Origin of the sequence: Roseivirga sp. 4D4, from assembly GCF_001747095.1 — a bacterium.
Lineage (GTDB): Bacteria > Bacteroidota > Bacteroidia > Cytophagales > Cyclobacteriaceae > Roseivirga.
The window spans coordinates 1,509,591-1,535,876 of record NZ_MDGP01000001.1 but is presented as its reverse complement, the minus strand read 5'-3'; the positions used below and the strand labels follow the sequence as shown (position 1 = coordinate 1,535,876).

Genomic DNA, 26,286 nt, shown 5'->3' with positions numbered 1-26,286 from the left:
CTCTACTTGAAGTGGTATAAGAAGATAAACTCTCCTGAAAATGCAGGTTTCGGATTGTCTTTAATTTCTAACTTCACATTCAATTGACATTTGGTTATTCCTCTCAAATCTGCCAGTGAAGTGAGTTTTACCTTTAGCCTTACTTCGTCATTTACTTTGACAGGCTGGTTAAACTTCAACTTTTCAATACCGTAATTAATCATCATTTTGATGTTGTTAATCTCGGCTATTTGTTCCCATAAATAGGGTAGAAGAGAAACGGTCAGGTAACCGTGAGCTATGGTTGTTCCGAAAGCACTTTCAGCTGCCCTCTCAGGGTTGGTATGTATCCATTGATGGTCAATAGTGGCTTCTGCAAAAGCATTGATTCGTTCCTGATCAATCTTGAGATATTCCGAAACACCGAGTTCTTGCCCAATGTATTCCTCAAATTCTGCATGACTTCCAATTACTACTTTCGCCATTTGTCTGTATTAATAATAGTCTAAGATAATTCTAAAAATCCAAAGTCAATTGATGACCTTCCTTTAAAAGTGGTTCTATTTCCTTGTTCTCGAAATTTGAGCAAGTTATTCCCAGCAACCTAACACCTTCAGGAAATTCTTGCCAATTGATTTGCTCCAAAAGGTTAAAGGAAATAGACACTATCTGATCCAGTGTACGGATTTCTTCTGTAAGTGATTGGCTTCTCGTGATTTGAGAAAAGTCCTTGAATTTGACTTTTAACGTTAATGTTTTGCCAAAGGTATTTGCCTTTTCCAATCGCTTCATCACAGTGACGGCAATCGGTTCTAAGGCAAGCTTCATATCGACCAATTCTATTAGGTCGTAGTCAAATGTATTTTCGGCACCCAGAGATTTTCTGATTCTGTTGGGGTTAACAGGCCTATTATCATTACCTCTTACTATTTCGTAATAGAAACCTCCTGATTTTCCAAAGTTTGCTTTGAGGTCTTCTTTCGACCAGGCCTTTAAGTCTTTTCCATTGTTAATACCCAAGTTTCGCATCTTCTCAGCGGTTACCTTCCCAACGCCAAAGAACTTCTCAATGGAGAGTTGTTCCAGGAAAGTATCGGTCTTTTCAGGTCCTACAAGGGTGATGCCGTCAGGTTTGTTATAGTCGCTAGCTATTTTGGCGATAAACTTATTGGTGGATATGCCCGCAGAGGCGGTAAGGCCGGTCTTTGATTTAATGTCAGCTCTGATGGCTTTTGCAATCAAGGTTGCTGAGGGGATTCCTTTCTTGTTTTGGGTAACATCCAAATATGCTTCATCAAGAGATAGAGGCTCAATCAGATCCGTATAATCATGAAATACTTCGTGAATCTGATTGGAAACTTCTTTATACCGATCGAAGCGTGGCTTGACAAACACAATTTGAGGGCACTTCTGATAAGCTGTAACAGATGGCATAGCAGACCTGACACCAAATTTCCTTGCCTCATAGCTCGCTGCCGCAACAACGCCTCGCTCTTTGCTGCCACCAACTGCCACTGGCTTTCCTCTGAGTTCAGGATTGTCATGCTGCTCTACGGAGGCATAGAATGCATCCATATCGATATGAATTATTTTGCGGTGACTTTCCAAGGGTTTTTAAGATACGATACCGAATTTAGTAGGGAAATACAGAAGTTTGTATTCGAAGGTATGAAACGTAAAAAGAAGATTTTTGTGGCGGTGGCCATTCTGTTTTTTATAGCGACAATTATTGTTGGTTATGATATTTCCACCAAGACGTCCTTCCCAGGGTCGAAGAAGTATTTGAAGGAGTCAATCGCTCCGTCAGAAAAAGAGGTAAAAGATTCCCTTAATACCGAAACAAAGTAGTACTGGAACTGCTTTAACAAAATAAAAAACTAGTGAGCAAACCGGGTAAGAAAATAGATGTAGATCAGATTGATATGGATAAGATGGCGGAGATGACTACGCCAAATCCTGGGACCATTGAGTTTCCTCATACTGTTGGGGCTGCTATGATTAAGCCTGAAGACAAAGGGAAGATCAAAGGGAGGTCACTATCTGCTATGTATGAGCAGACTGACATGGATATGAAACAGATCTATGATCAGATGCAGTTACTGGCACAACAAGCCAAAACCATAAAAGATAGAGTAGACGTGTCTGAGCGAATCTATCAAGCTCAAATGGCTTTTCAACCTTTGATCGGAAAGGTGTATCACCTCTACATGAAAAAGGACCAAACGGATACACTATCACTAATAGGTCCCAAGGAGTGGGGTAGATCCAAACCTTTCGAAAAATATATCGCTACAGTCAAACTACTTGCTGACCATACCTGGGACATACTTGAGAAGGGAGAAGAAGAAATCTAACTAAGGTCAAAAAAAATGTCCTGTTTGCGATAATTATCACGAACAGGACTGTTAAAGTTTTGATTAAAAAGTAGAGTGTTGTTAAATAACTCTTGTAAGGTAGTAAAATTAATTCACTCTTGATCGAAAAGAAGGTCAAGAAAATAGTCCATTTACCTCCAAGTCTACTTTTTCAAGGATATAGGCTTCGTCCTCTACATTTTTGACAAAGTCCATATCATTCACGTCAATTACCAAGAGTTTCCCCAATTTGTAGTTGCCAATCCATTCTTCGTAATGTTGATTGAGGTTTTTTAGGTATTCAATTCTTATCAACTCTTCATAATCTCGCCCCCTTTTCTGAATGTTGGCGACCAATCTTGGAATATCGGCTTTCAAATAAATGAGTAGGTCAGGGGGTTGTACATGCTTGATCATCGATTTGAAGAGCTCTAAATAGTTTTGATAGTCCCTTTCTGCAATGTAGCCCGACTTGTACAAGTTAGCCGCGAAGATATAGCAGTCTTCATAGATTGTTCTGTCCTGGATAGTCCCACCATTTGACTCTCGAATTCGAGATACTTGGTTGAACCGGCTATTAAGAAAATATACTTGCAAGTGGAAAGACCACCTAGGCATGTCTTCATAGAAGTCCTTCAAATAGGGGTTGTCTTCCACTGATTCAAGCTGAACATCCCAATTGTACTGCTTGCCCAATTTTTTTGCTAGGGTGGTCTTGCCAGAGCCTATATTTCCTGCAATCGCTACGTGCATTTCATCGTTTAAATAAGGCCTGCAAGTTATGGGATTTGGTGGCTTAAGAGAACCCAAGACATAAAAAAAGCCTGACAGACAGACCTTTTTTATTAACACCCAATAAATATGATTTGATAAGAATCAATACTAATGTATGATTCCAATTTATCTTAATGATAACGTGAAGATTAACAAAGTGTTATGATGCTAGAAGTTGGCTCTAACTGAAAAAACGGCATTAAATCCGGGAGCGCTGATTCCTGAGGAATAAGGTCTATAGTGTGTATCTAACAAGTTCTCTAAATTCAGATTGATGCTCAACCGATCGTTCAACCGGTAAGAATTGTTGATGTTGACAATGGCCCAAGGCAAGGCACCATCTGTGGTATAGAGCTGAGGCTTATTTTGTTCAGAAGGGGCAAGGTCTTCAAAGTCAATTCCGCCACTGTACCTGACGATAAAACTAGAAGTGAATTTTTGCTGCTTAAGGCTAATACTCGTCTCCCCAAAGAGGGGAGTAACGTGGCGCAATGGTAGATTTTCAATGGTGTCTTCTCCCTCTGTGTAAGTCAGGCTACTTTTAAGCGTTATGCCAGGGTAAAGCTCCGCAGAAAGATTAAATGTCAATCCCCAAATAAATGCTTCCCCTACATTGACCTCTGCAAATACATTGCTCAGGGTGCCATCGTAGATGATTTGTGATTGGCCATCGAAAGTAAAAGGCCGCCTAACGAGAGCATCTCTAAGGAAAGAGAAATAATTCACTACTTCAACTTTCAGTTTATTACTTACCTGTCTACTGATGCCATACTCAATGTTGTAGCTGGTTTCTGGCTTCAAGTCAGGGTTTGGAACAACCACTGTTCCCGGTTCAGAATCAAATACCTTACCTGCATCATCGATATTCGGTGATCTAAAACCGCTTGACAACAGTACATTTGCTTTCCATCCTGGCCTTGGTAAATAAACTAAACCAATGTTTCCGGTAACGCCTCCATTATCAATCGATAATTCGTTAAAAGGGAAATTAAAGAAGGTTTTATCATCAAACCTAGACTTTAGCCTCACATAGCTATAACGAATTCCGGTATTGAGAATCAGCTGATCGCCTAAGTGGTTCTTAGTACTTACATAAGCCGCGAGGGAATTGTAATCGCTACCACCATCGGGATATCTGGTGCTGGTTGGGTTTTGCTCATTGGTGTCTAGATCAGTCGTAAAGGCAGATGACGCAACATTGTTGTTTACTGCTTCAAGTCCATAATACAATTCGCCATTCAGACCGAAGACCTTTTCAAAGTCAAGATTGAAGGAGAAAACGTCTACTTCCTCAATCCTGCTTCTTAAGATGTCGCTGGTATATCTACGATCATGTCTACTCTCTTCAATGGTCTGATAAGCCGTAGTCATTTTCATTTGGTCGAAAAACTGATTGGGGTAGAAGAACCTCATTTGTAAAGAGTGCATTTGCCAAGCCTGTGGTCCGTAGTACCACTCTGCATTCCTTAAAGTATTGCCATCTCTCAAGGTAAGCCGATCATACCGTGGCACATCAGATGAGTTTGAATAATGGAATGCATAGGTGAAGTCAGAAAATGATCCTAATCGCCACCTGAACTTCTGAAGTAGATTGTATTGATCATAAGCCGATCTCACTTGGCGATTGACATTTTTATTTTGGACAATGACATCCTGACCATTTACTCGCTCAATATATTCGAGGTGTTTACCAAAATCTGGAAAATCATCGGTACGATTCGCTCCGGTCCTTAAATCTCCAAAGTCACTGTAGGTGAAACTAGTAAACGAAGCAAATTTGGGTTGATTGATTTCAAATTGGATATTGCCTGTGCTGGCATTTGCAGCGGACGCATATCTTACAAAGGCCGACCCTTTGAAACCTAATCCACTATTAGAAAAGCTAGGCGTTTTTGTGTGAAAGTCCATGACACCACCCAAAGCATCACTTCCATAGATTACGGAACTAGGTCCAAATACCACTTCAGCACCTTGTAGGTTATTGGGGTCAATTGTGATTACATTTTGAAGGTTTCCGCTTCTGTAAATGGCATTATTCATTCTAACACCATCTACAACGATCAATACTGAATTAGCTGAAAAACCACGGATAATGGGGCTTCCACCACCCAACTGACTTCTTTGAACGAATACCTGGCCATTCATACTGAGAATGTCAGCAGCTGTGGCTGGTTCGGCAAGGGCAATTTCTTCGGCTTCAAACTCTGCAATTTGCTGAGGGATTTCAACTTTGTTCTGTTCCCACTTATTGGCTGAAACGACCACATCATCCATCTGGAAGAATTCTTCGGTCAGACTAATGGTAAAATTCAGTTTTGCCAAATCTGAATATTTGACCTCACGTGGTCGAAAGGAAGGGTGCCTAAATAGGAGTGTGCCGGTCTGAGAAAAGCCTTTTAAATCAGCAAAGCCTTGAGCATCTGTTATGGCGCCTCTGTCTGTCTCTTTTTCTTGTATGGTTGCTTGACTGATCGGGGTATTGTCCGCTTGATTGACCACTTTGACCCTTTGACCCCACAGAGAAAGACTAATGATGGAGAATGCGATCAATACAAAATATTTTCTCGAACTCACAGTGCCCCTTGTTTTCAATAGAATTTTAATCAATTAACTTTCTCGTCAAGTTTCAGTTTAAAAGATAGTCCCAAATATACCCCATTAAACATGCCCATAGTCTCCTCTAATTATAAGGGACCTCCTTTTTTTTATTTGAATGGCCATTTTGAGACCATCATTCCAAGTATGACCCGAAAAATTAAGGGAATCCGCTATCAGCGTGAACAAATTGAAACACCAGATGATGATTTTTTAAATCTTGATTGGATCAAGAAAGGTAATAATCGATTACTGATCATCTCACACGGACTGGAGGGGGGCTCAGACAGGCATTATGTAATGGCTATGGCCAAACTGTTCTCATCCAATGGATGGGATGTGCTTGCATGGAACAACCGAAGTTGTAATGGTGAAATGAATCGACAAAGGATTCTCTATCATCATGCGGCAAGTTATGACGTGCGCACGGTGGTCGATCATGCCCTGTCAAATGGGGATTATAAAGAAGTCACCATGGTTGGGATGAGTATGGGAGGGGGACAAACGATTAGGTATCTGGGAGAGGAACCAGAATTTGGTCTGCCTGATGAAGTTAAGAAGGCGGTCGTGATTTCGGTTCCCTGTTCTTTGCCAGAGAGTGTGGATACGCTCAGCCTCAGAAGTAATGCAGTGTATGAGAGAAGGTTTCTCGGAAAGTTGAAGGATAAGCTAAAGAGGAAAGCCGAGCAATACCCAGATATTGATGTTTCAGCCTTAGCGGATATCAAGAAGTTGGAGTTGTTTGATGAGATGTATTCAGCACCATTGCATGGCTTTGAGAGCAGGAAGGCTTTCTACGAACATTGTAATCCATTGCCTTTTATACCCAAAATCTCAAGGGATCTGTTGATCCTGAATGCCCTTAACGACCCTTTGCTCATTGGTGATTGTTTTCCATATCATTTGGCAAAAGACAGTTCGAATGTTCATTTAGAGACACCTAGAAGAGGAGGTCATGTGGGCTTTGTGGCATCAGGTAGTGAGTATACTTATTCGGAGCTGAGGACTTTGGAGTTTTTGACGAAAGAATGAATCCTTTATCGATTAGAACTTTACTTTGAATAAAACAGGTAAGTGATCGGAAACCCAAAGCCCGTTTTGCCTCCTGTCGTCAATATGAGATAGACTGATAGCGTTTAAGTTTCTAAAGAAGATGTAGTCAATTCTATCATCCAATTTGGCGTTAACATCAAAGCCACTGAAAGTGCCAACAGGACCATAGAATCCATTTTTAGAATTGGAGAAGCCGTCTTTCATATACTTTGTAATATTTAAAATAGGCGGATTCTCGGGTGTTGCATTAAAGTCTCCAGAAAGAATAACTGGAGTTTCAGACCCAGCAATTTCCTTAATCTTTTCAACGATTAGACTCGCAGAATTGGCCCTGGCTACTTTTCCAATGTGATCAAAATGAGTATTAAAAAACCAGAAGGTCTTTCCCGAGTCATTGATTTTGAATTGTGCATATGAGCAAATTCTTGGCAAGGCAGCGTCCCAACCTTTACTGACTACCTCAGGTGTCTCTGACAACCAAAAGGTGCCTTCATCAATTAGAGTGAGTTTCTCCTTGTCATAGAGTATTGCAGTGAATTCGCCTTTGTTCTTTCCATCATCGCGTCCGACTCCGGTGTAGCTATATTTGCCTGATTCATCACTGATAAACTGAACTTGATCCTTCAATCCTTCCTGAATACCGAAGACCAGTGGTTCGTAGTGATTAATTAGAGCAAGAACCTCATGCTTTCTTTTATGCCATTGATTCACTCCATCATTCGGATTGTTGTACCGAATATTATAGGATAGAAAGGAATGGGTTTGTGATTGCGCAGTCTTACTAACTAAAAAAGTTAGTGCAATAAAAGATAGTAGTAGGCATTTCTTCATTTCCTCAATATTTCTAGCCTGTAATGTATACGGTCAATCTCAAATGATTGACTTTTGAATATTCCAAATGGTTCTTCTACAAATTTTTATGGAACTTCCTCAGTTAAGGTAAACCCCAACTTTTGGGCAACTTTATAGGAGATATCACCTGATTTATCGGATGTAAACAGCAAAGAAGATCCGTAGCTAAGTATATGAGTGTATCCGTTTTCCTTCGCCACTTGGTCTATAGTTTCCTTTAATTTGTTTTGTAATGGGTTGAGTAAACTCACATTCCTTTCTGCTATAGACTGTTCAGAATTGGCTTCAAACTGTTGTATTTGAGTTTGAAGATTTTGTAATTCGGTTTCAGCGTCTCGTTTTGTTAATGCGTCCATGCTGGGTCCATTGTTTTGGTAATTTGCTAGCTTAGTTTGAAAATCCTTGACTTTGGCTTGAAGTCGACTAGCCAATCTATCCTCATATTCTGCGAGTTCTTTTTGTGCACTCTTTGTTTCTGGCCATTGTGCAAAGATTTTTTCTACATGTACATAGCCTATTTTTAGGTTTTGTGCCTGTGTGATAAGCGAGAGTGTTATTAAACATGACACTACTATAAACAATCTGATTTTCATTTCAAGTCATTTAATTTCTTACTTGGAAAGTAATAATTAAATGCCAGTTCCTAAATTAAGGCAGATTGTTTCTGGTACTTTCGGCTCAAAACCGTTTGATCACCAGGTCACTGACGGTATCTCCTATAGAAAGTGATGAAGTAGCAGCAGGAGATGGTGCGTTACATACATTGATTGCATACTGTGCTTCGATGATAGAGAAGTCATCTAATAAACCACCATTTCGATCACATGCTTGTGCACGCACCCCGGCACCTCCATCAACCAGGTCAGATTCCTGTATTTCGGGAATCAGCTTTTGCAATGCTTTTGTAAAGGCTGCCTTCGAAAAGGATCTGTAAAGCTCGCCAAATCCAGTTCTCCAGTATTTCTTGGCCACTTTTTGAAAACCAGGCCACATCAGAGATTCGGCTAACTCTCCCAAATGAATTTGAGACTTTTTATAACCCTCTCTTCTAAAGGCAAGGACAGCATTAGGTCCTGCTTCGATACCACCCTTCATCATTCGAGTAAAATGGACACCCAAAAAGGGGAAGTTTGGATCAGGTACTGGGTAAATTAGGTGCTTAACCAGATATTCCTTCTCTGGAATCAGCTTGAAATACTCACCTCGGAATGGGATAATCTTCAGATCCACTTCATCGGAGGTTTTTCGCGCCAGTCGATCGGAGTATAAGCCACCACAATTAACGACTAGCTTGGTGTCGAAGGTCTGTTGGGTAGTTTCCACAATCGATCCCTCCGAAGACGCCTCGATCCCCGTGACTTTTTGTCCTAAGAATATCTCACCTCCAGCTTCACGAATCTTGTCTGCGTACTTTTCAGCGACAGCTACATAATCAACAATACCAGTATAGGGTACTTTCAGCGCAGCGATGCCATTGACGTGAGGCTCTATTTCCTTTAATTCCTCAATACTGATTTTGGAGATTTCGTCCAGACCATTTTCCAAACCTCTTTTATAAAGGTTTTCCAATAATGGTTTTTGAAAATCATCGGTGGCGACTACTACTTTACCACAGAGGTCATATTCAATTTCTTCATCTTTACAGAACTGCAGCAACATATTATAACCGTTAATGCAGTTGGTCGCCTTAAGACTCCCAGGCTTGTAGTAAAGACCTGAGTGTATCACCCCACTATTGTTACCCGTTTGGTGCTTACACAACTCCGTTTCCTTCTCTATAAGAGCAAGCTTCAGTCTTGGGTTTTTTTGAAGGCTTTTATAGGCCGTTGCCAGCCCCACAATTCCCCCTCCGATGATAGTTAAGTCGTATTTCATCGGTTAGAATGGTAAGTCATCAGATTCATCAGCGTTAAGCCAATCAGGCTCATCATTCGAAGCGGGTGGAGGAGGTGTTGCGCCTGCCGGGGCAGTGCTCTGTGCCTGCTCTGCCGTAACTCTCCAAGCCTGGAGTGAATTGAAGTACTTATCAACTCCCTGTGGGTCAGTCCACTTTCTGCCTTTCAAATTAAAGCTAACGTTTACGTCCTGCCCCTCAGAGAAGCTGTCAAGTTGATCACATTTGTCTTGAATACATTCGAATTTGATAAATTCTGGGTATTGAGGGTTGTCAGCATATTCGACTACAAATTCCCTCTTCTTGAAACTTGCTGTGACTTGTTGAGAAGGAAAAATTTTGAGGATTTTGGCTTTGATTTCCATGGGGTAAAAATTTTGCCCAAAGCAATTGAATAATCAGTGAAGAAGCAAATTCATTGAGGGTAGAATGCGACTTTCATCAAACTTTTCGTTATCCCGGTTGTCATACATCTGATTAATCAGAGGATTTGGCTGATCAAGTCATTTGAGAAATCGAAAATATGACCATCTTTGATGTTTCGTATTAAGCATCTCTGTAGAGCGTTTAATAAATTGAGGAGATTACTACTAACTTTCTTACTGGCCATTTGCAGCCTATCGGCCTTTTCTCAGGTGACCACTGAGGGAAGAGAATTCTGGTTTGGCTTTATGGAAAATATCGTCAATAGCCCAGATGGCTTATCGACCACAGAAATCTTCATTACCAGTAAGACCAATACGCAGGGTACTATCACAATTTTTGCCAATAGCACCGAGATAGATTTCACAGTGACAGCAGGACAAACGGAGAAGTTCGTTCTGAATGATTTCTTCCCCAACATACAGGCAGCCACTTCCGGAAATAATGAAAGGCGAGGTATTCAGATCGTATCTGACGATGATATATCCGTCTATGCCTTGGCGAATGAACCTTTTAGTGCTGATGCGGCCGTTATCCTTCCCAAGTTGACCTTGGGGAATTCCTATGTTGTATCTTCTTATTATGAAGCCCTGGATCCTCAATCCATTTCTTCTATGTTGATCGTGGCGACAGAAAACGGAACTGAAATTGATGTTACCCCATCAGTCAGGACATTAGATAACAAACTTCCTGATCAAACTTTCAGAATTATCCTTAATCAAGGAGATGTCTATCAACTCCAGGCCAATGCTGGTGACTTGACAGGTTCTTTGGTGTCAATAGCGCCAGGTAGTGACGGTTGTAAGAATTTTGCTGTATTTGGTGGCAATCGATGGACGAGAGTAACTGCCGGACAAGATTGTTCAGGTGTAAGAAATGGGAACTTTCGGGCCGATGGGTTTGCAGGAGATCATTTATATGAGCAGATGTTTCCGGTATCGACCTTGGGTACGGACTACATTGCAGTACCATTCGAAGAGAGAGAGTCATATGGTCTCAGGGTGATTGCGACTGAGGACGACACGGAAGTATTTATTACCGGAGAAGGAGCATTACCTCCAATGGCAAGAGGTGAGTATATGACTTTTGTTTTTGACGAAGTGAAGTCTATCAGCTCAAACAAGCCCCTTCAGGTTGCACAGTTTAGTCAGTCGTTGAGTTGTGATTTTCCAGCAGGATCGAATATTCCAAATGATTTAGGGGATCCTTTTATGATTATGCTAAGCCCTAACCAGCAGCTGCTTGATCAGGTTACATTTAATACCCTCCAGGTTTCACAGATTCAAGTGTTCTTTACCAACCTGATCGTACAGACTTCTAGTGTTAATGATGTATTTATTAACGGTGCTCAAGTTGACCCGACAACATTTACGCCTGTACCCAGTAATCCAATTTATTCCCATACCACGGTTACACTGCAAGGAGGTACCGATTATACAACTATTGTTGATGGTGGGTTTATCGCTTATATCTACGGATATGGAGATATAGAGTCATTTGGTTATGTAGCTGGGGCTTCATTGGCTAATCTAAACCTCCAGATTGTAGGGGATGATCCTGACATTGATATTATAGCAGATGAGGCTTGTGTGAATAACGAGATTGAATTCACTGCTGATTTTGAAGTTCCGGCAGGGGAGGCACCTAGATTTACGGAGTTTGAATGGGATTTCGGGGATGGCAATATGGCGACTGGTAAGGATACTGTTCATACATACACCCAACCGGGAGATTATATTATCACATTGTTTGCGTCAGATGGCGGGGATGAATGTGGAGAGAATTCAGAGACTATTACTAAGACCATTACGGTTACCCCGAATGAAATCACTAATATCAATGGACCGGCCTCTGTATGCCCTGACGTGACTGGTATCGCATATTCGGTTGAAGGTACGCCAGGAAATACCTATCAGTGGATTATTGATGGAGGGACCATTGTGGGCTCTGCTATGGGAGATGCCATCTCTGTAGACTGGGGAGCGGCTAGACCGGATGCTTCATTGAAAATTATATCCACCAATACCATTGGTTGTATTGCCGATACTGTCACTTTCGATGTCATCATCAATAAGCGATTAGAGCCAGCTTTACCACAAAGCAATGGGTTTACGGACACAGAAGTATGCTTCACTGAACTAGGAGATGTTACCTATTTCACGCCTCAAACTGCCGGTTCTGAATATGAGTGGTTCGTTCAGGGTGGAACATTTATTGGTACTAACACTACCAATGAAGTAAGAATCCAGTGGGATGGGCCAGGTGCTGGTCAAGTGTGGTACAGAGAGTTCAATCCCTTGATTTCAGATTGCGAAGGGTTTTCTGAAAGGCTAGATGTTGTCATTTATCCGGAAATATTATCTACCCCAACTATACAAGACGTGCTTTGTAACGGAGAAGCTAACGGTACGATTAGCATTGCATTGACGGGAGGGAAGCCAGGTTATTCAGTGTCTTGGAGCAACGGTATGATGGGTCAAGACATTAATGGTCTGGCAGCAGGAGATTATACTGCGACAGTGACAGATGATCTAGGTTGCGAAGTGATGTTCACCTACACGGTAGGAGAGCCGGATGTGCTGGAAGTTGCTGATAGTCAATTGACGGATGTCAGATGCTTTCAAGAGTCCAATGGTGCTGCTACAGTTTTGGTAGTGGGTGGAACCACTTTTCCGAATGGTGATTATGTCTACAACTGGACTGGAAGTAATGGCTTCGTACGAAGTACAAATACAGGGACAATTGATAACCTAGCCGCTGGCAGTTATGAAGTGGCCATTCGCGATGCTAATGGCTGTGAAACATCAACAACTTTTGTTATTAACCAACCTTTAATGCTAGAAGCAGACCTAGAGTCGCTAATCAATGATCCTATCTGCCCACAAGCATCTGATGGTACAGCATTTATAGATGCAAAAGGAGGGACACCAGATTATCAGTTCTTCTGGAGTAATAATCCTTCTCAGAACGATCCTAATGCAGCAAACCTTAGCAAAGGAAATTATACCGTTAGAATCGTTGATGCTAATGGTTGCGAGACTTCTTTGGCAATAGAGGTAACTGAGAGGTTCCCTAGAATATTTATTCCCTCTGCCTTCAGTCCAAATGGTGATCGGACCAATGATACATTTCAACCAGTAGCGGATTGTTCTATCAGGTTCTCAATGCAGGTGTATAATAAATGGGGCTCAGTAGTCTTCTCGACAGAAGATGTTAATGTCGGTTGGGATGGAACTTTCGAAGGTCAACCAGCACCTGATGGGAAATACTCCTACGTGATCTTTTATGCTGGCAGCCTGAATGATGTAGCTTTTGAAGAAACCTTTAGAGGCTCTATCAGGTTGATCAGGTAGGTAAATCCATTAAATTATTATCTCAGTTATATCCGTTGCTTTCGTAGGGAAGTACGTTTCTTAATTGTTATTCTTATATCGGTTTTTACCGTTTTTCGACCTACTAAAACCTGTTTGAAGTGCATAAAAGGAACGTTTCCTTCTTAGCTCTATTTACATGGAAAAGCTTTAGGCTTGTTCTGGTTATGCTTCTGTGGTCAATTGTTGAGGTGGTGTCTCTTGCACAAGTGACGACCCAAGGCAAAGATTTTTGGTTGGGTTTCTCCGAAAATGAACCAACACCCGGCTTGTCTCTGGAGATTTATATCAATGCCGATGAGCAGGCGAATGTAACCTTGAGAACACCTCTTGGGAATTTCTTCAATACCAAACTCATAGAACCAGGAAAGACCACACTAGTCATTCTTCCAGATGAGTTAATGGCCGATGGAGTCGGTAAGAATAATCATGGCGTCCATATCACTTCTGATAAAGACATATCTGTGCATGTATTGAATAAGGTAATTCGAGGTGCTGATGCATCAGTGATTATCCCGACTAGAGCACTTGATACTGACTATTATGTGATGGCGCATGTAAAGTCCGATACGCTGGACAATGATGCCCGAGAGTCCAATTTGCTTATTGTCGCGACAGAGGATAGTACGCAAGTAGAAATCATTCCCTCGGTGGATACCTTTCAGGGTTGGCGTCCAGGACAATCCAATATTATTACCCTAGATGCGGGGCAAACCTATCAAGTGAAGTCTAGAGGCGATCTGACAGGAACCTTAGTGAGGTCGATTATTGAAGCAGGTATTGTTTGTAAGAAGATTGCAGTTTTTTCCGGCAATAAATCGACTAATATATCAGGCTGTGGTGAGACCAAGGACCATTTGGTAGAGCAAATGTTTCCTATTTCCACTTGGGGAGATGACTTTCTTTATGTGCCATTTCAAGACAGAACCTCTGGAGATTTGGTGAAGATTTTGGCCTCAGTAGATGGTACTACGGTAAAGATTGATGGAATGAGTGACATTCTGCTCGATGCCGGAGAATACGAAGTGCTTGATTCCATGTATGCAGTTAGTTTTATCGATGCGGATAAACCCATTGCTATCGGGCAGTTCAGTAAAAGCGAAGGTTGTGATGGAGTGCCGTCAGATCCTTTGATGATTATGGTAAGCCCATTACAGCAGGGTATTCAACAGGTCACCTTCAATTCTATGCCATTATTTAATTCCCTGACCTACCACCTGACAGTGGTCACGCGAAAGGAGGACTTGAATAATATCATACTTGATAATGTGGACATCACAGATCAATTTGAAGTAGTAGGCGAAGCCGCCTATGCCACGATAGTCTTTACCCAAGGAAATCATACCATTAGTTCGCCTGGAGGAGTAATTCCTTATGTATATGCTTTTGGTCAAGAAGAGTCATATGGCTATATGGCAGGTTCTAGCCTGAGCCGAATTCTCAATGAACGGATCAGAGAAAGTGTTGAATTGATTAGTCTTGATGCCATATGCATTGAGTCTTCTTTGGATATGAGGGTTGAGTTTGAAATGCTCCCCGGAACTGATCCGGTCTTCGATACCTTTTTCTGGGACTTTGGCGATGGAACAACCCTCTTGGGTGAGGAAGGTGCACTTCAGCAAGTAACCCACAAATATGACGCACCAGGCGAGTATGAAGTGATTATGGTAGCTTCTGATGGTGGCAGCCTTTGTAATAATGCAGTGGTGATTCGCAAGACCGTGTCGGTAACCGAATTTGCGGTTAACGAAGTAAGTGGTCCTGTATCCGTATGTCCTGATATCAAGGGCATTGAATATGCCATTACTGGCACCAATCATGAAAGTTATCAATGGTTTATAAATGGAGGTGTAATTGTCTCTGATGATACCGCACCGACTGTAACGGTTGAATGGGGAGGTATCAGTAACGAAGCTTTCATTAAGGTTTTGCCGGTTACAGCGTCTAACCAATGTGCCATTGATACAATTACTGTTGCGGTTACTATTGATAACTTGTTGGAGCCCGATAAGCCGATGAGTAGTGGTCCGGTAGATGATCAGGTGTGTGCTGATGCCAATCGACCTATTACCTATTTCACACCTCAAGCGAGTGGTTCTCAGTATGAGTGGTTTGTAAATGACAAAGGACAGTTCGTGGGATCCAATACAGGGAATTCGGTAGAGATAGTTTGGAATGAGGAGGGGATTGGACAAGTTTGGTTTAGAGAGTTTAATCCTCAAAGTCCTGGTTGTGAGGGCTTTTCAGAAGTGTTAGATGTGACCATTAATCCTCCCTTAACAGTCGATGCTACGCTAGTACCGCCAGTTTGTAGGGGTGAGGCAAATGGAAGAATTAACCTCAATGTCACCGGAAGCAATGGAAGCCCTCTCGATATCGTATGGGATAACGGTATGACAGGTGCCAATATTGGCAATTTGGCCGCGGGTGATTACACGGCAACGGTGACCGATGAAATTGGGTGTGTAAATGTGTCGACCTTCACCTTGGTAGACCCTGAAGAACTTGTCGCCACATTGGAGGTTGAGGGTACTCGGTGTAATGGTAGCAGTGATGGTCTTGCAAATGTACTTATCGAAGGTGGTGTAGCCCCATATCAAGTTTTTTTAGATGGGGGTAATATTGATCTTGGAAACTCGATTTCGGGCCTATCTGTCGGAGCGCATAAAGTACAGATAAGAGACAGCGCAGGTTGTGAAATTGAAGTGGACTTTGATGTCTCAGAGCCGGAGCCACTTACAGCCATAACTACCGATGATCCAACCTGTCCCAACATTCCTTCAGGTTCTATTTTTGTTGAGGCTCAGGGCGGCACAAGGCCATATACCTATCGCTGGAATACTAGCCCACCTCAAGATGCGCAATTGATTCAAGGCCTATCTGCTGGGACCTATTCGGTTACTGTTACCGATGCTAATGGTTGTACGTTTACCTTTCCAAATGAGGAAATCTCCGAACGCTACCCGCGAATCAGTGTTCCGAATGCCTTCAGTCCGAATGGTGATGGGAGAAATGACACTTTCCATGTGGTCTACGATTGTGCAACGAGTTTCCAGATGAAAGTTTATTCTGAATGGGGAGGCGAAGTACTGTTTAGTACCAATGATATTACAGAGGGCTGGGATGGTACATTCAGGGGGCAAAAAGTACAAAGTGGGGCCTATTCCTATGTGCTGAGTTATTGGGGAGAGGTGAATGGATTTCCCTTCGAAGAAATTGTTCGGGGAACTGTCAAGTTAATCCGTTAATCCCTTCTGATTTCTTTGGCATTGATTAATTTCATCCTTGGTCTAAATCAAAGCCGAATTGCCACTAACCGTTTACAAATCTTCTGCCGGATCAGGCAAGACATTTACCCTTGTCAGGGAGTACTTGAAGTTGGTACTACTGAATCCAGGGGACTTCAAGCATATTCTGGCGATCACCTTCACCAATAAGGCAACAGAAGAGATGAAACGCAGGATTCTAACAGCCTTGTTAGAGATCGCTGAGGGTAGTGAAGGACCAATGTTTCAAAGTATTAAGGAGTCTCTGGGCGATCGGTTGGATGACAAAGGAATTCGTTCCCGAGCCAGTGAGGCTTACGAATTGATCATTCATAACTACGGCAGGTTTGAGATTTCTACTATCGATAGCTTCTTCTCTAAAGTACTTCGCTCATTTGCTCGAGAACTTGATTTACCACTGAGTTATGAATTAGAGATGAATGTTTCGCTTGCCTTGAGCGAATCGATAGATCAGCTCTTTCGCAGCTTGGATGATAACAAACAGGTAAGAGATTGGCTAGTCTCATTTGCTAATGAGCAAATGGAAAATGATAAGTCTTGGAATGTAGATCAGAATATGGAGAAACTAGGCAAGAGCCTCTTTTCCGAAGCATTTCAAGATGGTTTTCGTGAAGTTGATCTAGATCTAGACAGAGTCAAAGAACTCATTGCCAAAATGAGCAGGACAGTCAAGGTGTATGAACAGCAACTGAAAGCCTACGGCAATGAAGCCCTTGATCTTTTGACACAAGATGGTCTCGTTGTGGAGGACTTCAAAGGTGGATCGCGTAGTGTAGCCAATACCTTCAAAAAACTGGTCAGAGGTGACTTTTCTCTTACCGCCTCATTCCTCAAAACCGTTAGCGGAGATGATACCTGGTATACCAAGACTTCACCAAAGGTTGCAGAAATCGATACACTTGTTGCCGGTAGGTTTGGCCAAATAGGCTTGGATATAGTCAAGTATATTGATGATTACCAAATTGAATACAATACGGCAAGGGTACTTTTGAAGAACATGTTCTCCTATGGTCTATTAGAAGAACTTAATAAGCACCTAAAAGACTATCGCGATGAGCACAATGTGATGCTTATCTCTGATAATAACCTGATTCTCAAGGATATTCTGGCCGAAGCAGACGCGCCCTTCATTTTTGAGAAGCTTGGTAGCTTTTTTAAACACATCATGATCGATGAGTTTCAGGATACCTCTAACTTTCAGTGGAGTAATCTTCAGCCCTTGGTCATCAATGCCCTTTCGGAAGACAATAATGTGTTGATTGTGGGTGATGTAAAGCAGTCCATCTATCGTTTTCGTGGTGGGAACATGAATCTACTGCTGAGCGAGTTGAAAAGGGATTTGGGTGCCTTTTACACAAGAGATTCAGAGCAGAATTTGGCCGATAATTATCGTAGTCTAGGGCAGGTGGTGAATTTCAATAACCAGTTGTTCGAAGAATTACCTAAGGCGATTGGTCAACACGAATCAATTACAGATACAGAACTTTTTGAACGAGCCTATGCCCATCATCACCAAGAAGCCAAAGGAGAGGATGGAGGCTTTGTGCGCGTGCGCTTCTATGAGAAAGACGAAATGCCTTGGAAAGCCGCTTCACTCAGCGATCTGATAGGGATTATTCAAACCAATCAGTCTCAAGGTTTTGAGCTGAGCGACTTTCTAATTCTCGTAAACGCCAATGGTGAAATTCCGGATATAGCCAATGCACTTTTAGCGGAGAACATTCCCTTTATTAACGGAGAGTCACTAAGGATCACACAAAGCGACTTGGTGGTATTTGTACTTGAAGTATTCCGATATCTGCAGTCAGACTATGATGAGATACTCTCGCTCAATCTAATCCGACTCTATCATCAATTGAGCGGACAGGATGCCCAACAGGTCTTGTTAAGGTCGCGTGATGATAGAATGAGTCTGGAAGAAGCGGCTTTTCCTAAGAAGTTTTTAGACCAAAAGCACCACCTAAGACAGCAGTCCCTTTTTGACTTAGTCAGTGAGGTGCTTTTGACATTCGGCTTTACCGATCATGCTGATATCTATATTCAGCAGTTTCAAGATGTAGTTTTAGAACAAACGCAGAAAGGCATCAACTCCATTAACACCTTTATGGAATGGTGGGATAATGAAGGCTATGATACCACGGTTTCGGCTAACGAAAAGACCAATGCGGTTCGGATTATGTCCATTCATAAATCAAAGGGCCTGGAGGCTCCGATAGTTTTAATTCCCTTTGCGCATTGGAGTATCTTGCCACCTGTTAGACATCAATTCTGGACGCATGACTTGCCGATCGATTATCAAGACTTACAGTTTGTTCCACTGGATTATTCTAAGCGTTCTCTTTCTAATTCACATTTTGCCGAAGCATTCTACCAAGAGTCAAAAGAGTTTGTATTAGATGTACTCAACAAAACTTATGTGGCATTCACCAGAGCCAGAGAGAAACTATATATCGGTGCCCCTAATGGTGAATTGAAGGTAAGAAATGCCGTGCCATCTAACATCCAGTCATTGCTTTGGCAGATACTTCCTGGTTTGGAAAGTCAGGAAAATCAAGAGACTACACATGTGGACTATTCTTTTGGTATATCAGGGGCTAAATCAGGTGCAAATGAGGACAAGGGAGATGCCATTGGAATGCGGGTTTACCCTAACTCGTCCTATTTGCAGAAGCTTACCATTCGAAACGATTCGGAACGCTTCTTTATGCTTCAGGAAACCGAAGATGCTCAGAACATTACCATAGGGAATCAGGTACATGAAGTGCTATCGGCCATCAGCATAGTAGAAGACCTTGAGCCCGTCTTAAAGCAAATGAAACAGGCAGGAGAGCTAGATGAACAGGCAGCGGCAAATGTGTCTTCAAGAATCAAAAAACTCTTCAGCGATCCTTTGATAGCGCCTTGGTTCTCAGACGGTTTTGAAGTACTCAATGAGCGAGAGATTTGGTATGACAGTCGAATTCATAAGCCAGATCGAATATTGACTCAAGGCAAGAAGGCCATTGTGATCGATTATAAGAAGGAAAAGGAAGGTGAGTCACATCACGATCAAGTCAGGCGCTATATGAAGGCCATGAAAGCTTTAGGTTTCGAGGAGGTCGAAGGTCATTTGATCTATGTTGAACCAGTGATTGTTAGGGAGGTTTCAGAATGAAGAAGAAAAGTATGCTTTTCATAAAACCCAAGGTTCAAATTTGGCTTGCCTCAATAACTTTACTTTTTATAATTCTTTTGAATACCAGCTGCGATCCTTTGATTTATACAGACATCAAAAAAGGTAGGGTTGGCATTTGCCAACTCCCAGAATATGTGGGTGATACAGTTCGCATCTCTGGAGTTTATTCGGGTTTTGAGGAGTACTGGAGATTAAGTGACCACAGATGCCCAAGCTTAAAAATTGAATTAGATATTTCTGCTTTTGAAACACTTCCTAAGACAATTGATAAGGCTTTTACGGATGCTTATGACAACTATGTTAATTCGAGTTTATTACTAGATGTCAAAGGAGTCTTTTCACAAGGAGGTTCAAATGGATATGGACATTTAGGTTCGAATAATGCTGAATTTAGAGTAATAGAGTTTGTTTCTGTGAAGAAAGTAAAGAGTCTATGAAAACCTTCCACGAATCTTTAGTCGATCATATAGATGAGGGTGCTTTGCAAGTACTGAAATCTCATTGCTATGTCTTCCCTACAAAACGGGGAGGAGTTTTCTTTAAACGAGCGCTTTTGAATCGCTTTGGCGATCAGCACTTTATTCTTCCAACCATCCTCAGTATTGAAGATTTGGTGCAGCAAATGACAGGTTTCACCATTACAGATGAACTGACTTTGCTCTTCAACCTTTTCCAGGTCTATCAAAAGCGCGACAAGGACCTTGAGTTCGATAAGTTCTACGCTTGGGGTAAGGTAATTCTCAAAGATTATGATGAGATCGATCGCTATATGGCTGACGCCAAACAGATCTATTCGGCCTTACAGAATATAAAGGAGATCGATCATGTCTTTGGTTATAATGATGAGCTAAGGGGTATAATTGAGCGCTACAGAACACTTACGGAGAAGCAGGAGAAGACCAAGCTGCTGACTGAGTTTCTAAAGATCTGGCAAGAAGTGGGCAATGTGTATGCTGAATATCAAGATACATTACTCAAAGAGGAGAAGGCTTATGGAGGGATGCTGTATAGGAACCTAGCTGAAATCTTGAAGCAAGAGCATTTCGATCATGAATATGATCACTACCATATTTGCGGGTTCAATGCCCTTTCAAAATCTGAAGAAGTGATCTTCGATGCTTTGGTTAAAGCTAAGATCGGGACGCTTTACTGGGATGTGGACACCTACTACCTCAGAGATAAACATGAAGAGGCAGGCGACTTTGTTCGAGAGTATGAGCAAAAGTGGCCGGATGCGGTTTGGATCAATGCCAATTCTTTGGATGAGCCTAAACAAGTCACCGTGCATGCTGTACCGCAACTGATGGGACAGGCTCATTTGGCAGCCGAATTAATGGCGGATACCGTAGCCAAGGGCGCCAAGCCTGAAGAATCTGCCATAGTATTGGCCGATGAAAAGTTGCTTTTGCCATTGCTTTATGCCATTCCCATGGCGGATCACAAACTGAACGTCACGATGGGTTATCCGATGAAGTCTACGGTGGTGTATGACTTCGCCTTAAGCTACCTGGAGTTGATGAGACGGGCCAAGGAAGTGGATGGCGATGTTATCTTTCACGTTTATGATTTAAGACCTTTTCTTTCCAATGCCTATACAGCCATTTTTCATGAGGGCATTTACGATCACCTTAACCAATGGTTTGTACAAGAAAAGAAGAACAAAGTCGGTCTCAAAGCGCTCTTAGAGCGAATTAAATCCCCGGAACTAAGGACCTTACTCGGCTCGAAAACCGAATGGCAGACACTAAGTCACTCTTTCAAAACCTATTTGACCAAGGTCTTCTATCATTTCAAAGCCAACGAAAGTGGCGTTGCTGATAAAGAATTTATCTACTTCTTCCTCAAATCACTCAATCAGCTGAATGATTACTTGAAAACCCGAGAAGGGTTCTCATTGCGCTTGATCAAGAAGATCATCCAAGAACACTTTAGATCGATCAAAATACCTTTCGAAGGAGAACCCGTTAGAGGCTTTCAGATCATGGGTTTCCTGGAAACAAGGACCCTGGATTTCAAAAATGTCATTGTCCTTTCTACCAATGAAGGAAAGATTCCTGCAGGACGAAGCCTTAATTCTTACATTCCCTATGGTCTTCGGAAGGTATTTGAATTGCCGACTTTCGAAGAGCAGGATGCCATTTATGCCTATCACTTCAAGCGACTGATCCAGCGAGCAGAAAACGTGCATTTTATCTATGATAATACCGTGGCTGCTGATTCTACAGGGGAAGTGAGCCGCTTCGTTTTGCAACAGCTTAGACGTTATAAAAAGCACTCAAATTATCAGATCGAGGAGAAGACTTACGAGGGGATTATTCCACCTCAGACAGATAAAGGAGCTATCCGCATTGAAAAGGACTCCAAAGTCATGGATATGCTCCAACGATATGTTGATGGGAATGAAGCAGAGAAATTCCTTTCTCCGACTTCCCTGACCACCTATGTGAGCTGTCCACTGAAGTTCTACTTTCAATATGTAGCACGATTCAGTGAGCAAGATCAGGTAGAAGAGGATATCGATGCCCGAAACCTGGGTATTGTAGTACATGAGGTGCTGGAAAAACTTTACATGCCCTATTTAGGTAAAGAGGTTTCAGCTGATCAAATCAAGCTCTTGAAAGGCTTTGTGGAGAAGCAACTGATGGTCTCTCTGGAAGAGAATAAGATCATCCAACCCAACCAGCAGTTGGCGGGTAGAGATCTGGTTACCAAAAGAGTGATGGAGCAAATGGTACTCAAGGTACTCGACCTGGATATGAAACAGGCACCTTTCAAGATGGTTGGTCTTGAACGAAATGATTTCCAGTACTACGTCTCTTTACCCAGAGGAGAACAGGTGAAAATAGGTGGAACGATCGATCGTATTGATGAAAAGGATGGCGTTACTCAGATCATCGATTATAAAACAGGAAAAGTAGAATTAGCCAGTAGGACCAGTCTTAAGCTAGGGGCGGAGGAGTACATAGAAGCCTATTACGAAAACCCGAAGCTTAAATCAGGCTTTCAAGGTTACCTCTATGCTTTACTCACTAAAGGACACTTGTCTGATCAGGTGAGGATTGGTATTCTCAGCATGAGACACCTGAGTCAGGGTACCCAATGGTTAAGGGCAGGGCACTTGGTTCCGGAAGAAGTCATTGAGGCCTTTGATACCAAGCTCAAGGCAATGGTCCATGAAATCTATGACCCAAATACAGCCTTTACTCAAACTGAAGACCTGAAGCAGTGCGAGTACTGTGCCTTTAATCGGGTTTGTAGGAGAGTGTAATCCCCCGCTTCGCACCCCCTTTACCAAAGGGGGACACTATCGAAGTTAGTGACTGCAAAAACTAATGAATTCACCTAGGAATGCAGTTAATGGGGCTGACAACTATTCAAACTTTCACCTTTTGATTTAGAACTAATTCCCCCTTTGGCTAAAGGGGGCTAGGGGGATTCGACCGTTCCCGCTCATCCATAAAATCCTCCAAAATTCTTATGACGCCTGACATATTCACTTTGACATCCATATCGTCAAACCTCAAGAATTGAAGCCCCATATTCTCAAGTATATCCTGCCTTTCCTTATCTCTAATGGGAGCATCACCTATGAAGTGACTTGCACCGTCTACTTCAATCACCAGGTTTAACTTCTTACAATAGAAGTCAACAATGTAATTACCCAGAGGCTTTTGCCTATTGAACTTATATCCACGAATCTGTCCTGCTCTAAGCTTTTGCCAGAGCAATACCTCAGAAAGGGTACTATTGTTCCTCAGGTTTCTTGAAAACTGTTTCAGGTTCTTATTGTAGGGTAGATAGTACACCTATTCAAGATAGTGAATACTTCAAATACCGCCTTCAATCCCCAGCCCGTTGCCCGACCATCGGGAAAGTCGTTTCTCCAGCAACAACGGCTCCGGTGAAGTCATCACCATCAAACTCACATTTGATGATGGCAGGGGTGCCACCAACATCCAGATCAGCAGTTAGGACATTCTCTTCAATTTTTAAGTTCATCAAATCAAGGGTGCCGAAGACTTCGGTGGTCATGACGGCCTTAAAGGTGTTGCCTGATTTTGAGATATCAATTTCACCATAGCTTACATCGGTGGTGACTTTGTACTCCCATTTACCAACGGGATTAAAGGGCCTATCACTATTCGAGCTTTCAGAGTTACCCGATCCACAGGAAACAGCAAAGGACAACATGACCAATGTGAGAATGACTTTTAAGGAAGTATTTGAGCTTTTCATAATCGATTGGGTTTGATTCCCGAATTAGCAGATTAGCCGAAACTCAAGGAATGATTCGATACAGGAAAAGGCTGAACTGCCTATAATTTCATCTTGAGCTGCTTCACTGATCAAGTTCTGCTAACCAGAAAGGACCTTTGGTTGGCCCACCATTTTTAATTCTCAATGAATTCAGCTAGAGAAATGCGCTATCTCTATCACTAAATTGAATCCACACTAAAACACACAGTACATGTCTAACACTACACTTTATGCTGTGCAAACCGCCACAGCCTCTTCTGATGGTCAGTTTTCAGCTGATCAAGTCGACCCCGCAATGGTCAACAATTTGCCTGCGGGCACCTCGGCCGTTGCCAACTATCAATTGAATGGCGAAACCTATATTGTCGCTTTTAATGCCACAAACAGTACTGCCACTACTTTTCAGGCCTATGACGAAAAGAGTGGGAAATACTTAATTCAGGTGGCCACGCAAAAGATTGATTTCGGGTGTGCCATTGTAGAACCTTTCTATATGGCCAACAGTCCCATGCTCATCTGCTATGATGGCACGCAATCGGAGTATGCAGACTTTATTCAGGTCGCTGATGACTTTAGCCTTACTTCTGTTTATGGTGCTAAAATTGGTGAGGGGAATACCACCGTAAAACCTTTCGCATGGCGATACGGACTGTTCTTTATCGCCTATAATATGAATACAGGAGATGTTGCCAAGTATCAGCTTTCTGTTCCTTCATCGCAGGCGCTCTATTCTGAAACGGTATGGACAGATGGTTGGGCGCAAGGGTGGACAAGGTTTTCCTTCTTTCAAATGGGAGGAGAGAACTTCTTTATCAAAACCAATGTGAAATACAACAAGGTGAATGTAGATCACTTTATGGATGGCGCGGATGAACCATCCCACCCTGTCTTGAACATTGATGCACCAGATCAAATGCGCGGGCTCACAGCCGTTTCTGCTTTTACTGATGCCAAAGGCTTTCCATACTTCGCCACTTACCGTGATACAGGAGAAATGACCTTTAACGGTATCTACGGCAGTGTTTTAGGCTGGGATGTTGAAGCAACTGTCACAGCTGAAAAGGGCCTGAGTGTACTCAATACATTCATAATAAAAGATCAGAATTATACTTTAGTCTGCTAATTAAACCACACGTAAATGTCTAGAATCAACACTAAAACCTATAAGCACGAAGCCTATCTACCGGATTTACCGATCGTTGATTGGAAATCGATCGGCCAGAGTGCGCCTAAAATTATTCCCTTCAATTATAGCGGCCCTGATGCACCATTGCCTTCGGCAGATATAGTGGTCATCACTTGGACAAGTGCCGAATGGTCTGCGCTGGATCACGTTTTTGTTAACAGTGGCACCACCAGAGGGCCATACGCTTCAACTTCTTGGAGAGACGCCTGGAAATTGTATAGTCGCAATGTGCCGAAATCTTCTGCCGAAGACCTTTGGGGTTACTATCTCCTGGTAGGTATTACCGATAAATCAGGTAAGGAAAAGACGGTTTTACTTTTTAAGTCTGAAACCCATTTGTCTCACCCTCCATATATCACTGGACTGACGGAAATGACGAAATGCATTATCGAAGATGCTAAACCATCTCAGGTATTCTCGATCGGCACAGCAGGAGGCCCAACAACAAAGACAGTTTTAGGAGATGTGGCACTAACCAATTCTGGGCATATCGAGCTAAAGCTTCCAGAGAATACGGGAGTCGATTATAACAACCAGACCTTTACTTCTTCATTCTATCCATACTTGGACATGATCCCTTCAGCTGAAAAGTTATTTATGCCTTTGAGTTCGGTGATGACCGAGGATGAGTTGAACTACCTCATAGGGAAACTTCATGAGGAGAAGAAGGATTCGGCACCTTTTGGTTATAAGGATTTGGTGAACTATCCACTGGAGCCTTCCAATACGGACAACCCTAAAGTCATTGAAGCGAAGGATGTCCCACTCTTGACCACTGACTACTATTTCATTGCCAAAGGTGATGATTCAGCGCAGTATTCGGCCCTAGAGATGGACGATACTGTTATCGGTCATCAGGCCGGCTTGATGGGCGTAGACTATTGCTACGTGAGGAATATATCAGATCCTGTCGTAGCGGATAAAGCACAGGACGGCACGCCAATCCCAGATGACGTAAGGGAAGAATGGTCGAGCTTGATTTATGAAACTGCTGGATTCTATACCAGTTTTAATGGTGCCCTAACAACATGGGCAGCGATTTCCGGTCAGTAAACCACACGTGAAGCCGGCTTGCATTTGCGAGCC

General features: G+C 42.4%; 20 protein-coding genes. 10 read left to right on the top strand and 10 right to left on the bottom strand.

Annotated elements, in window-relative coordinates:
* Positions 1–2: 2 nt before the first annotated feature.
* The gene (locus tag BFP97_RS06690; RefSeq protein ID WP_069841669.1) at positions 3–464 is read right to left on the bottom strand and encodes a MaoC family dehydratase; all 462 of its coding nucleotides are present in this window, start codon (positions 462–464) and stop codon (positions 3–5) included.
* 31 nt (positions 465–495) lie between these two features.
* On the bottom strand, positions 496–1,554 hold the full coding sequence (gene dinB, locus BFP97_RS06685; protein WP_069841668.1) for a DNA polymerase IV: 1,059 nt from the start codon (positions 1,552–1,554) through the stop codon (positions 496–498).
* Positions 1,555–1,560: 6 nt separating this feature from the next.
* On the opposite strand from dinB, the gene BFP97_RS06680 reads away from it, so the two are divergent.
* Both BFP97_RS06680 and BFP97_RS06675 read left to right on the top strand, forming a co-directional pair.
* Positions 1,561–1,827: a hypothetical protein gene (locus BFP97_RS06680; protein WP_255399382.1), complete on the top strand. Its 267-nt coding sequence runs from the start codon at positions 1,561–1,563 to the stop codon at positions 1,825–1,827.
* A 32-nt stretch (positions 1,828–1,859) separates the two neighbouring features.
* Positions 1,860–2,333, top strand: coding sequence for a DUF2452 domain-containing protein (locus tag BFP97_RS06675; RefSeq protein WP_069841667.1), 474 nt, complete (start codon positions 1,860–1,862; stop codon positions 2,331–2,333).
* Between the two features lie 135 nt (positions 2,334–2,468).
* On the opposite strand, the gene BFP97_RS06670 is transcribed toward BFP97_RS06675, so the two are convergent.
* A complete protein-coding gene (locus BFP97_RS06670; protein WP_069841666.1) occupies positions 2,469–3,086 on the bottom strand; it encodes a deoxynucleoside kinase in 618 nt (205 codons plus the stop codon).
* 189 nt (positions 3,087–3,275) lie between these two features.
* Positions 3,276–5,681, bottom strand: coding sequence for a TonB-dependent receptor domain-containing protein (locus tag BFP97_RS06665; RefSeq protein ID WP_069844227.1), 2,406 nt, complete (start codon positions 5,679–5,681; stop codon positions 3,276–3,278).
* Positions 5,682–5,849: 168 nt separating this feature from the next.
* Here BFP97_RS06665 and BFP97_RS06660 point away from each other — a divergent pair, with 168 nt between their 5' ends.
* Positions 5,850–6,734 (top strand): YheT family hydrolase, encoded by an 885-nt coding sequence (locus BFP97_RS06660; RefSeq protein ID WP_317039314.1) that lies wholly within the window; start codon positions 5,850–5,852, stop codon positions 6,732–6,734.
* A gap of 12 nt (positions 6,735–6,746) precedes the next feature.
* Here the strand turns inward: BFP97_RS06660 and BFP97_RS06655 are convergent, their stop codons facing one another.
* From BFP97_RS06655 to BFP97_RS06640, 4 genes are all read right to left on the bottom strand, one after another.
* The gene (locus BFP97_RS06655; RefSeq protein ID WP_069841664.1) at positions 6,747–7,586 is read right to left on the bottom strand and encodes an endonuclease/exonuclease/phosphatase family protein; all 840 of its coding nucleotides are present in this window, start codon (positions 7,584–7,586) and stop codon (positions 6,747–6,749) included.
* An 86-nt stretch (positions 7,587–7,672) separates the two neighbouring features.
* Entirely contained in the window at positions 7,673–8,200 is a 528-nt protein-coding gene (locus BFP97_RS06650; protein WP_069841663.1) for an OmpH family outer membrane protein, read from the bottom strand.
* Between the two features lie 85 nt (positions 8,201–8,285).
* Positions 8,286–9,482 carry an L-2-hydroxyglutarate oxidase gene (gene lhgO / locus BFP97_RS06645; RefSeq protein WP_069841662.1) on the bottom strand — a complete coding sequence of 399 codons (1,197 nt, stop codon included), beginning with the start codon at positions 9,480–9,482 and terminating at the stop codon, positions 8,286–8,288.
* Positions 9,483–9,485: 3 nt separating this feature from the next.
* Positions 9,486–9,866: a DUF3127 domain-containing protein gene (locus tag BFP97_RS06640; RefSeq protein WP_069841661.1), complete on the bottom strand. Its 381-nt coding sequence runs from the start codon at positions 9,864–9,866 to the stop codon at positions 9,486–9,488.
* Positions 9,867–10,076: 210 nt separating this feature from the next.
* Here BFP97_RS06640 and BFP97_RS06635 point away from each other — a divergent pair, with 210 nt between their 5' ends.
* The 5 genes from BFP97_RS06635 to BFP97_RS06615 all read left to right on the top strand — a co-directional run bounded on the left by BFP97_RS06635 (position 10,077) and on the right by BFP97_RS06615 (position 23,025).
* A complete protein-coding gene (locus tag BFP97_RS06635) occupies positions 10,077–13,277 on the top strand; it encodes a gliding motility-associated C-terminal domain-containing protein (protein WP_170827421.1) in 3,201 nt (1,066 codons plus the stop codon).
* 119 nt (positions 13,278–13,396) lie between these two features.
* The gene (locus BFP97_RS06630) at positions 13,397–16,543 is read left to right on the top strand and encodes a gliding motility-associated C-terminal domain-containing protein (protein WP_139135213.1); all 3,147 of its coding nucleotides are present in this window, start codon (positions 13,397–13,399) and stop codon (positions 16,541–16,543) included.
* Positions 16,544–16,601: 58 nt separating this feature from the next.
* Positions 16,602–19,736, top strand: coding sequence for a UvrD-helicase domain-containing protein (locus tag BFP97_RS06625; protein WP_069841658.1), 3,135 nt, complete (start codon positions 16,602–16,604; stop codon positions 19,734–19,736).
* Positions 19,737–19,834: 98 nt separating this feature from the next.
* Positions 19,835–20,194, top strand: coding sequence for a hypothetical protein (locus BFP97_RS06620; protein ID WP_139135212.1), 360 nt, complete (start codon positions 19,835–19,837; stop codon positions 20,192–20,194).
* Positions 20,191–23,025, top strand: a complete 2,835-nt coding sequence (locus BFP97_RS06615; protein WP_069841656.1) for a PD-(D/E)XK nuclease family protein — start codon at positions 20,191–20,193, stop codon at positions 23,023–23,025. Before BFP97_RS06620 ends, BFP97_RS06615 begins: the two co-directional genes overlap by 4 nt.
* 148 nt (positions 23,026–23,173) lie before the next feature.
* Here the strand turns inward: BFP97_RS06615 and BFP97_RS06610 are convergent, their stop codons facing one another.
* Positions 23,174–23,563: an endonuclease domain-containing protein gene (locus BFP97_RS06610; protein ID WP_069841655.1), complete on the bottom strand. Its 390-nt coding sequence runs from the start codon at positions 23,561–23,563 to the stop codon at positions 23,174–23,176.
* A 34-nt stretch (positions 23,564–23,597) separates the two neighbouring features.
* On the bottom strand, positions 23,598–23,993 hold the full coding sequence (locus tag BFP97_RS06605; RefSeq protein ID WP_069841654.1) for a hypothetical protein: 396 nt from the start codon (positions 23,991–23,993) through the stop codon (positions 23,598–23,600).
* Between the two features lie 232 nt (positions 23,994–24,225).
* On the opposite strand from BFP97_RS06605, the gene BFP97_RS06600 reads away from it, so the two are divergent.
* Both BFP97_RS06600 and BFP97_RS06595 read left to right on the top strand, forming a co-directional pair.
* Positions 24,226–25,137: a hypothetical protein gene (locus BFP97_RS06600; protein ID WP_069841653.1), complete on the top strand. Its 912-nt coding sequence runs from the start codon at positions 24,226–24,228 to the stop codon at positions 25,135–25,137.
* Between the two features lie 15 nt (positions 25,138–25,152).
* Complete coding sequence (locus BFP97_RS06595; protein ID WP_069841652.1) at positions 25,153–26,253, top strand: hypothetical protein; 1,101 nt, start codon at positions 25,153–25,155, stop codon at positions 26,251–26,253.
* Positions 26,254–26,286: the final 33 nt, after the last annotated feature.

Excerpts from the sequence above, each read along its gene's own strand:
- BFP97_RS06655 (WP_069841664.1), bottom strand. The coding sequence starts at position 7,586 with ATGAAGAAATGCCTACTACTATCTTTTATTGCACTAACTTTTTTAGTT.
- dinB (WP_069841668.1), bottom strand. The coding sequence starts at position 1,554 with ATGGATGCATTCTATGCCTCCGTAGAGCAGCATGACAATCCTGAACTC.
- BFP97_RS06650 (WP_069841663.1), bottom strand. The coding sequence starts at position 8,200 with ATGAAAATCAGATTGTTTATAGTAGTGTCATGTTTAATAACACTCTCG.
- BFP97_RS06600 (WP_069841653.1), top strand. The coding sequence starts at position 24,226 with ATGTCTAACACTACACTTTATGCTGTGCAAACCGCCACAGCCTCTTCT.
- lhgO (WP_069841662.1), bottom strand. The coding sequence starts at position 9,482 with ATGAAATACGACTTAACTATCATCGGAGGGGGAATTGTGGGGCTGGCA.
- BFP97_RS06605 (WP_069841654.1), bottom strand. The coding sequence starts at position 23,993 with ATGAAAAGCTCAAATACTTCCTTAAAAGTCATTCTCACATTGGTCATG.
- BFP97_RS06670 (WP_069841666.1), bottom strand. The coding sequence starts at position 3,086 with ATGCACGTAGCGATTGCAGGAAATATAGGCTCTGGCAAGACCACCCTA.
- BFP97_RS06595 (WP_069841652.1), top strand. The coding sequence starts at position 25,153 with ATGTCTAGAATCAACACTAAAACCTATAAGCACGAAGCCTATCTACCG.
- BFP97_RS06660 (WP_317039314.1), top strand. The coding sequence starts at position 5,850 with ATGACCCGAAAAATTAAGGGAATCCGCTATCAGCGTGAACAAATTGAA.
- BFP97_RS06680 (WP_255399382.1), top strand. The coding sequence starts at position 1,561 with ATGAATTATTTTGCGGTGACTTTCCAAGGGTTTTTAAGATACGATACC.
- BFP97_RS06690 (WP_069841669.1), bottom strand. The coding sequence starts at position 464 with ATGGCGAAAGTAGTAATTGGAAGTCATGCAGAATTTGAGGAATACATT.
- BFP97_RS06615 (WP_069841656.1), top strand. The coding sequence starts at position 20,191 with ATGAAAACCTTCCACGAATCTTTAGTCGATCATATAGATGAGGGTGCT.
- BFP97_RS06640 (WP_069841661.1), bottom strand. The coding sequence starts at position 9,866 with ATGGAAATCAAAGCCAAAATCCTCAAAATTTTTCCTTCTCAACAAGTC.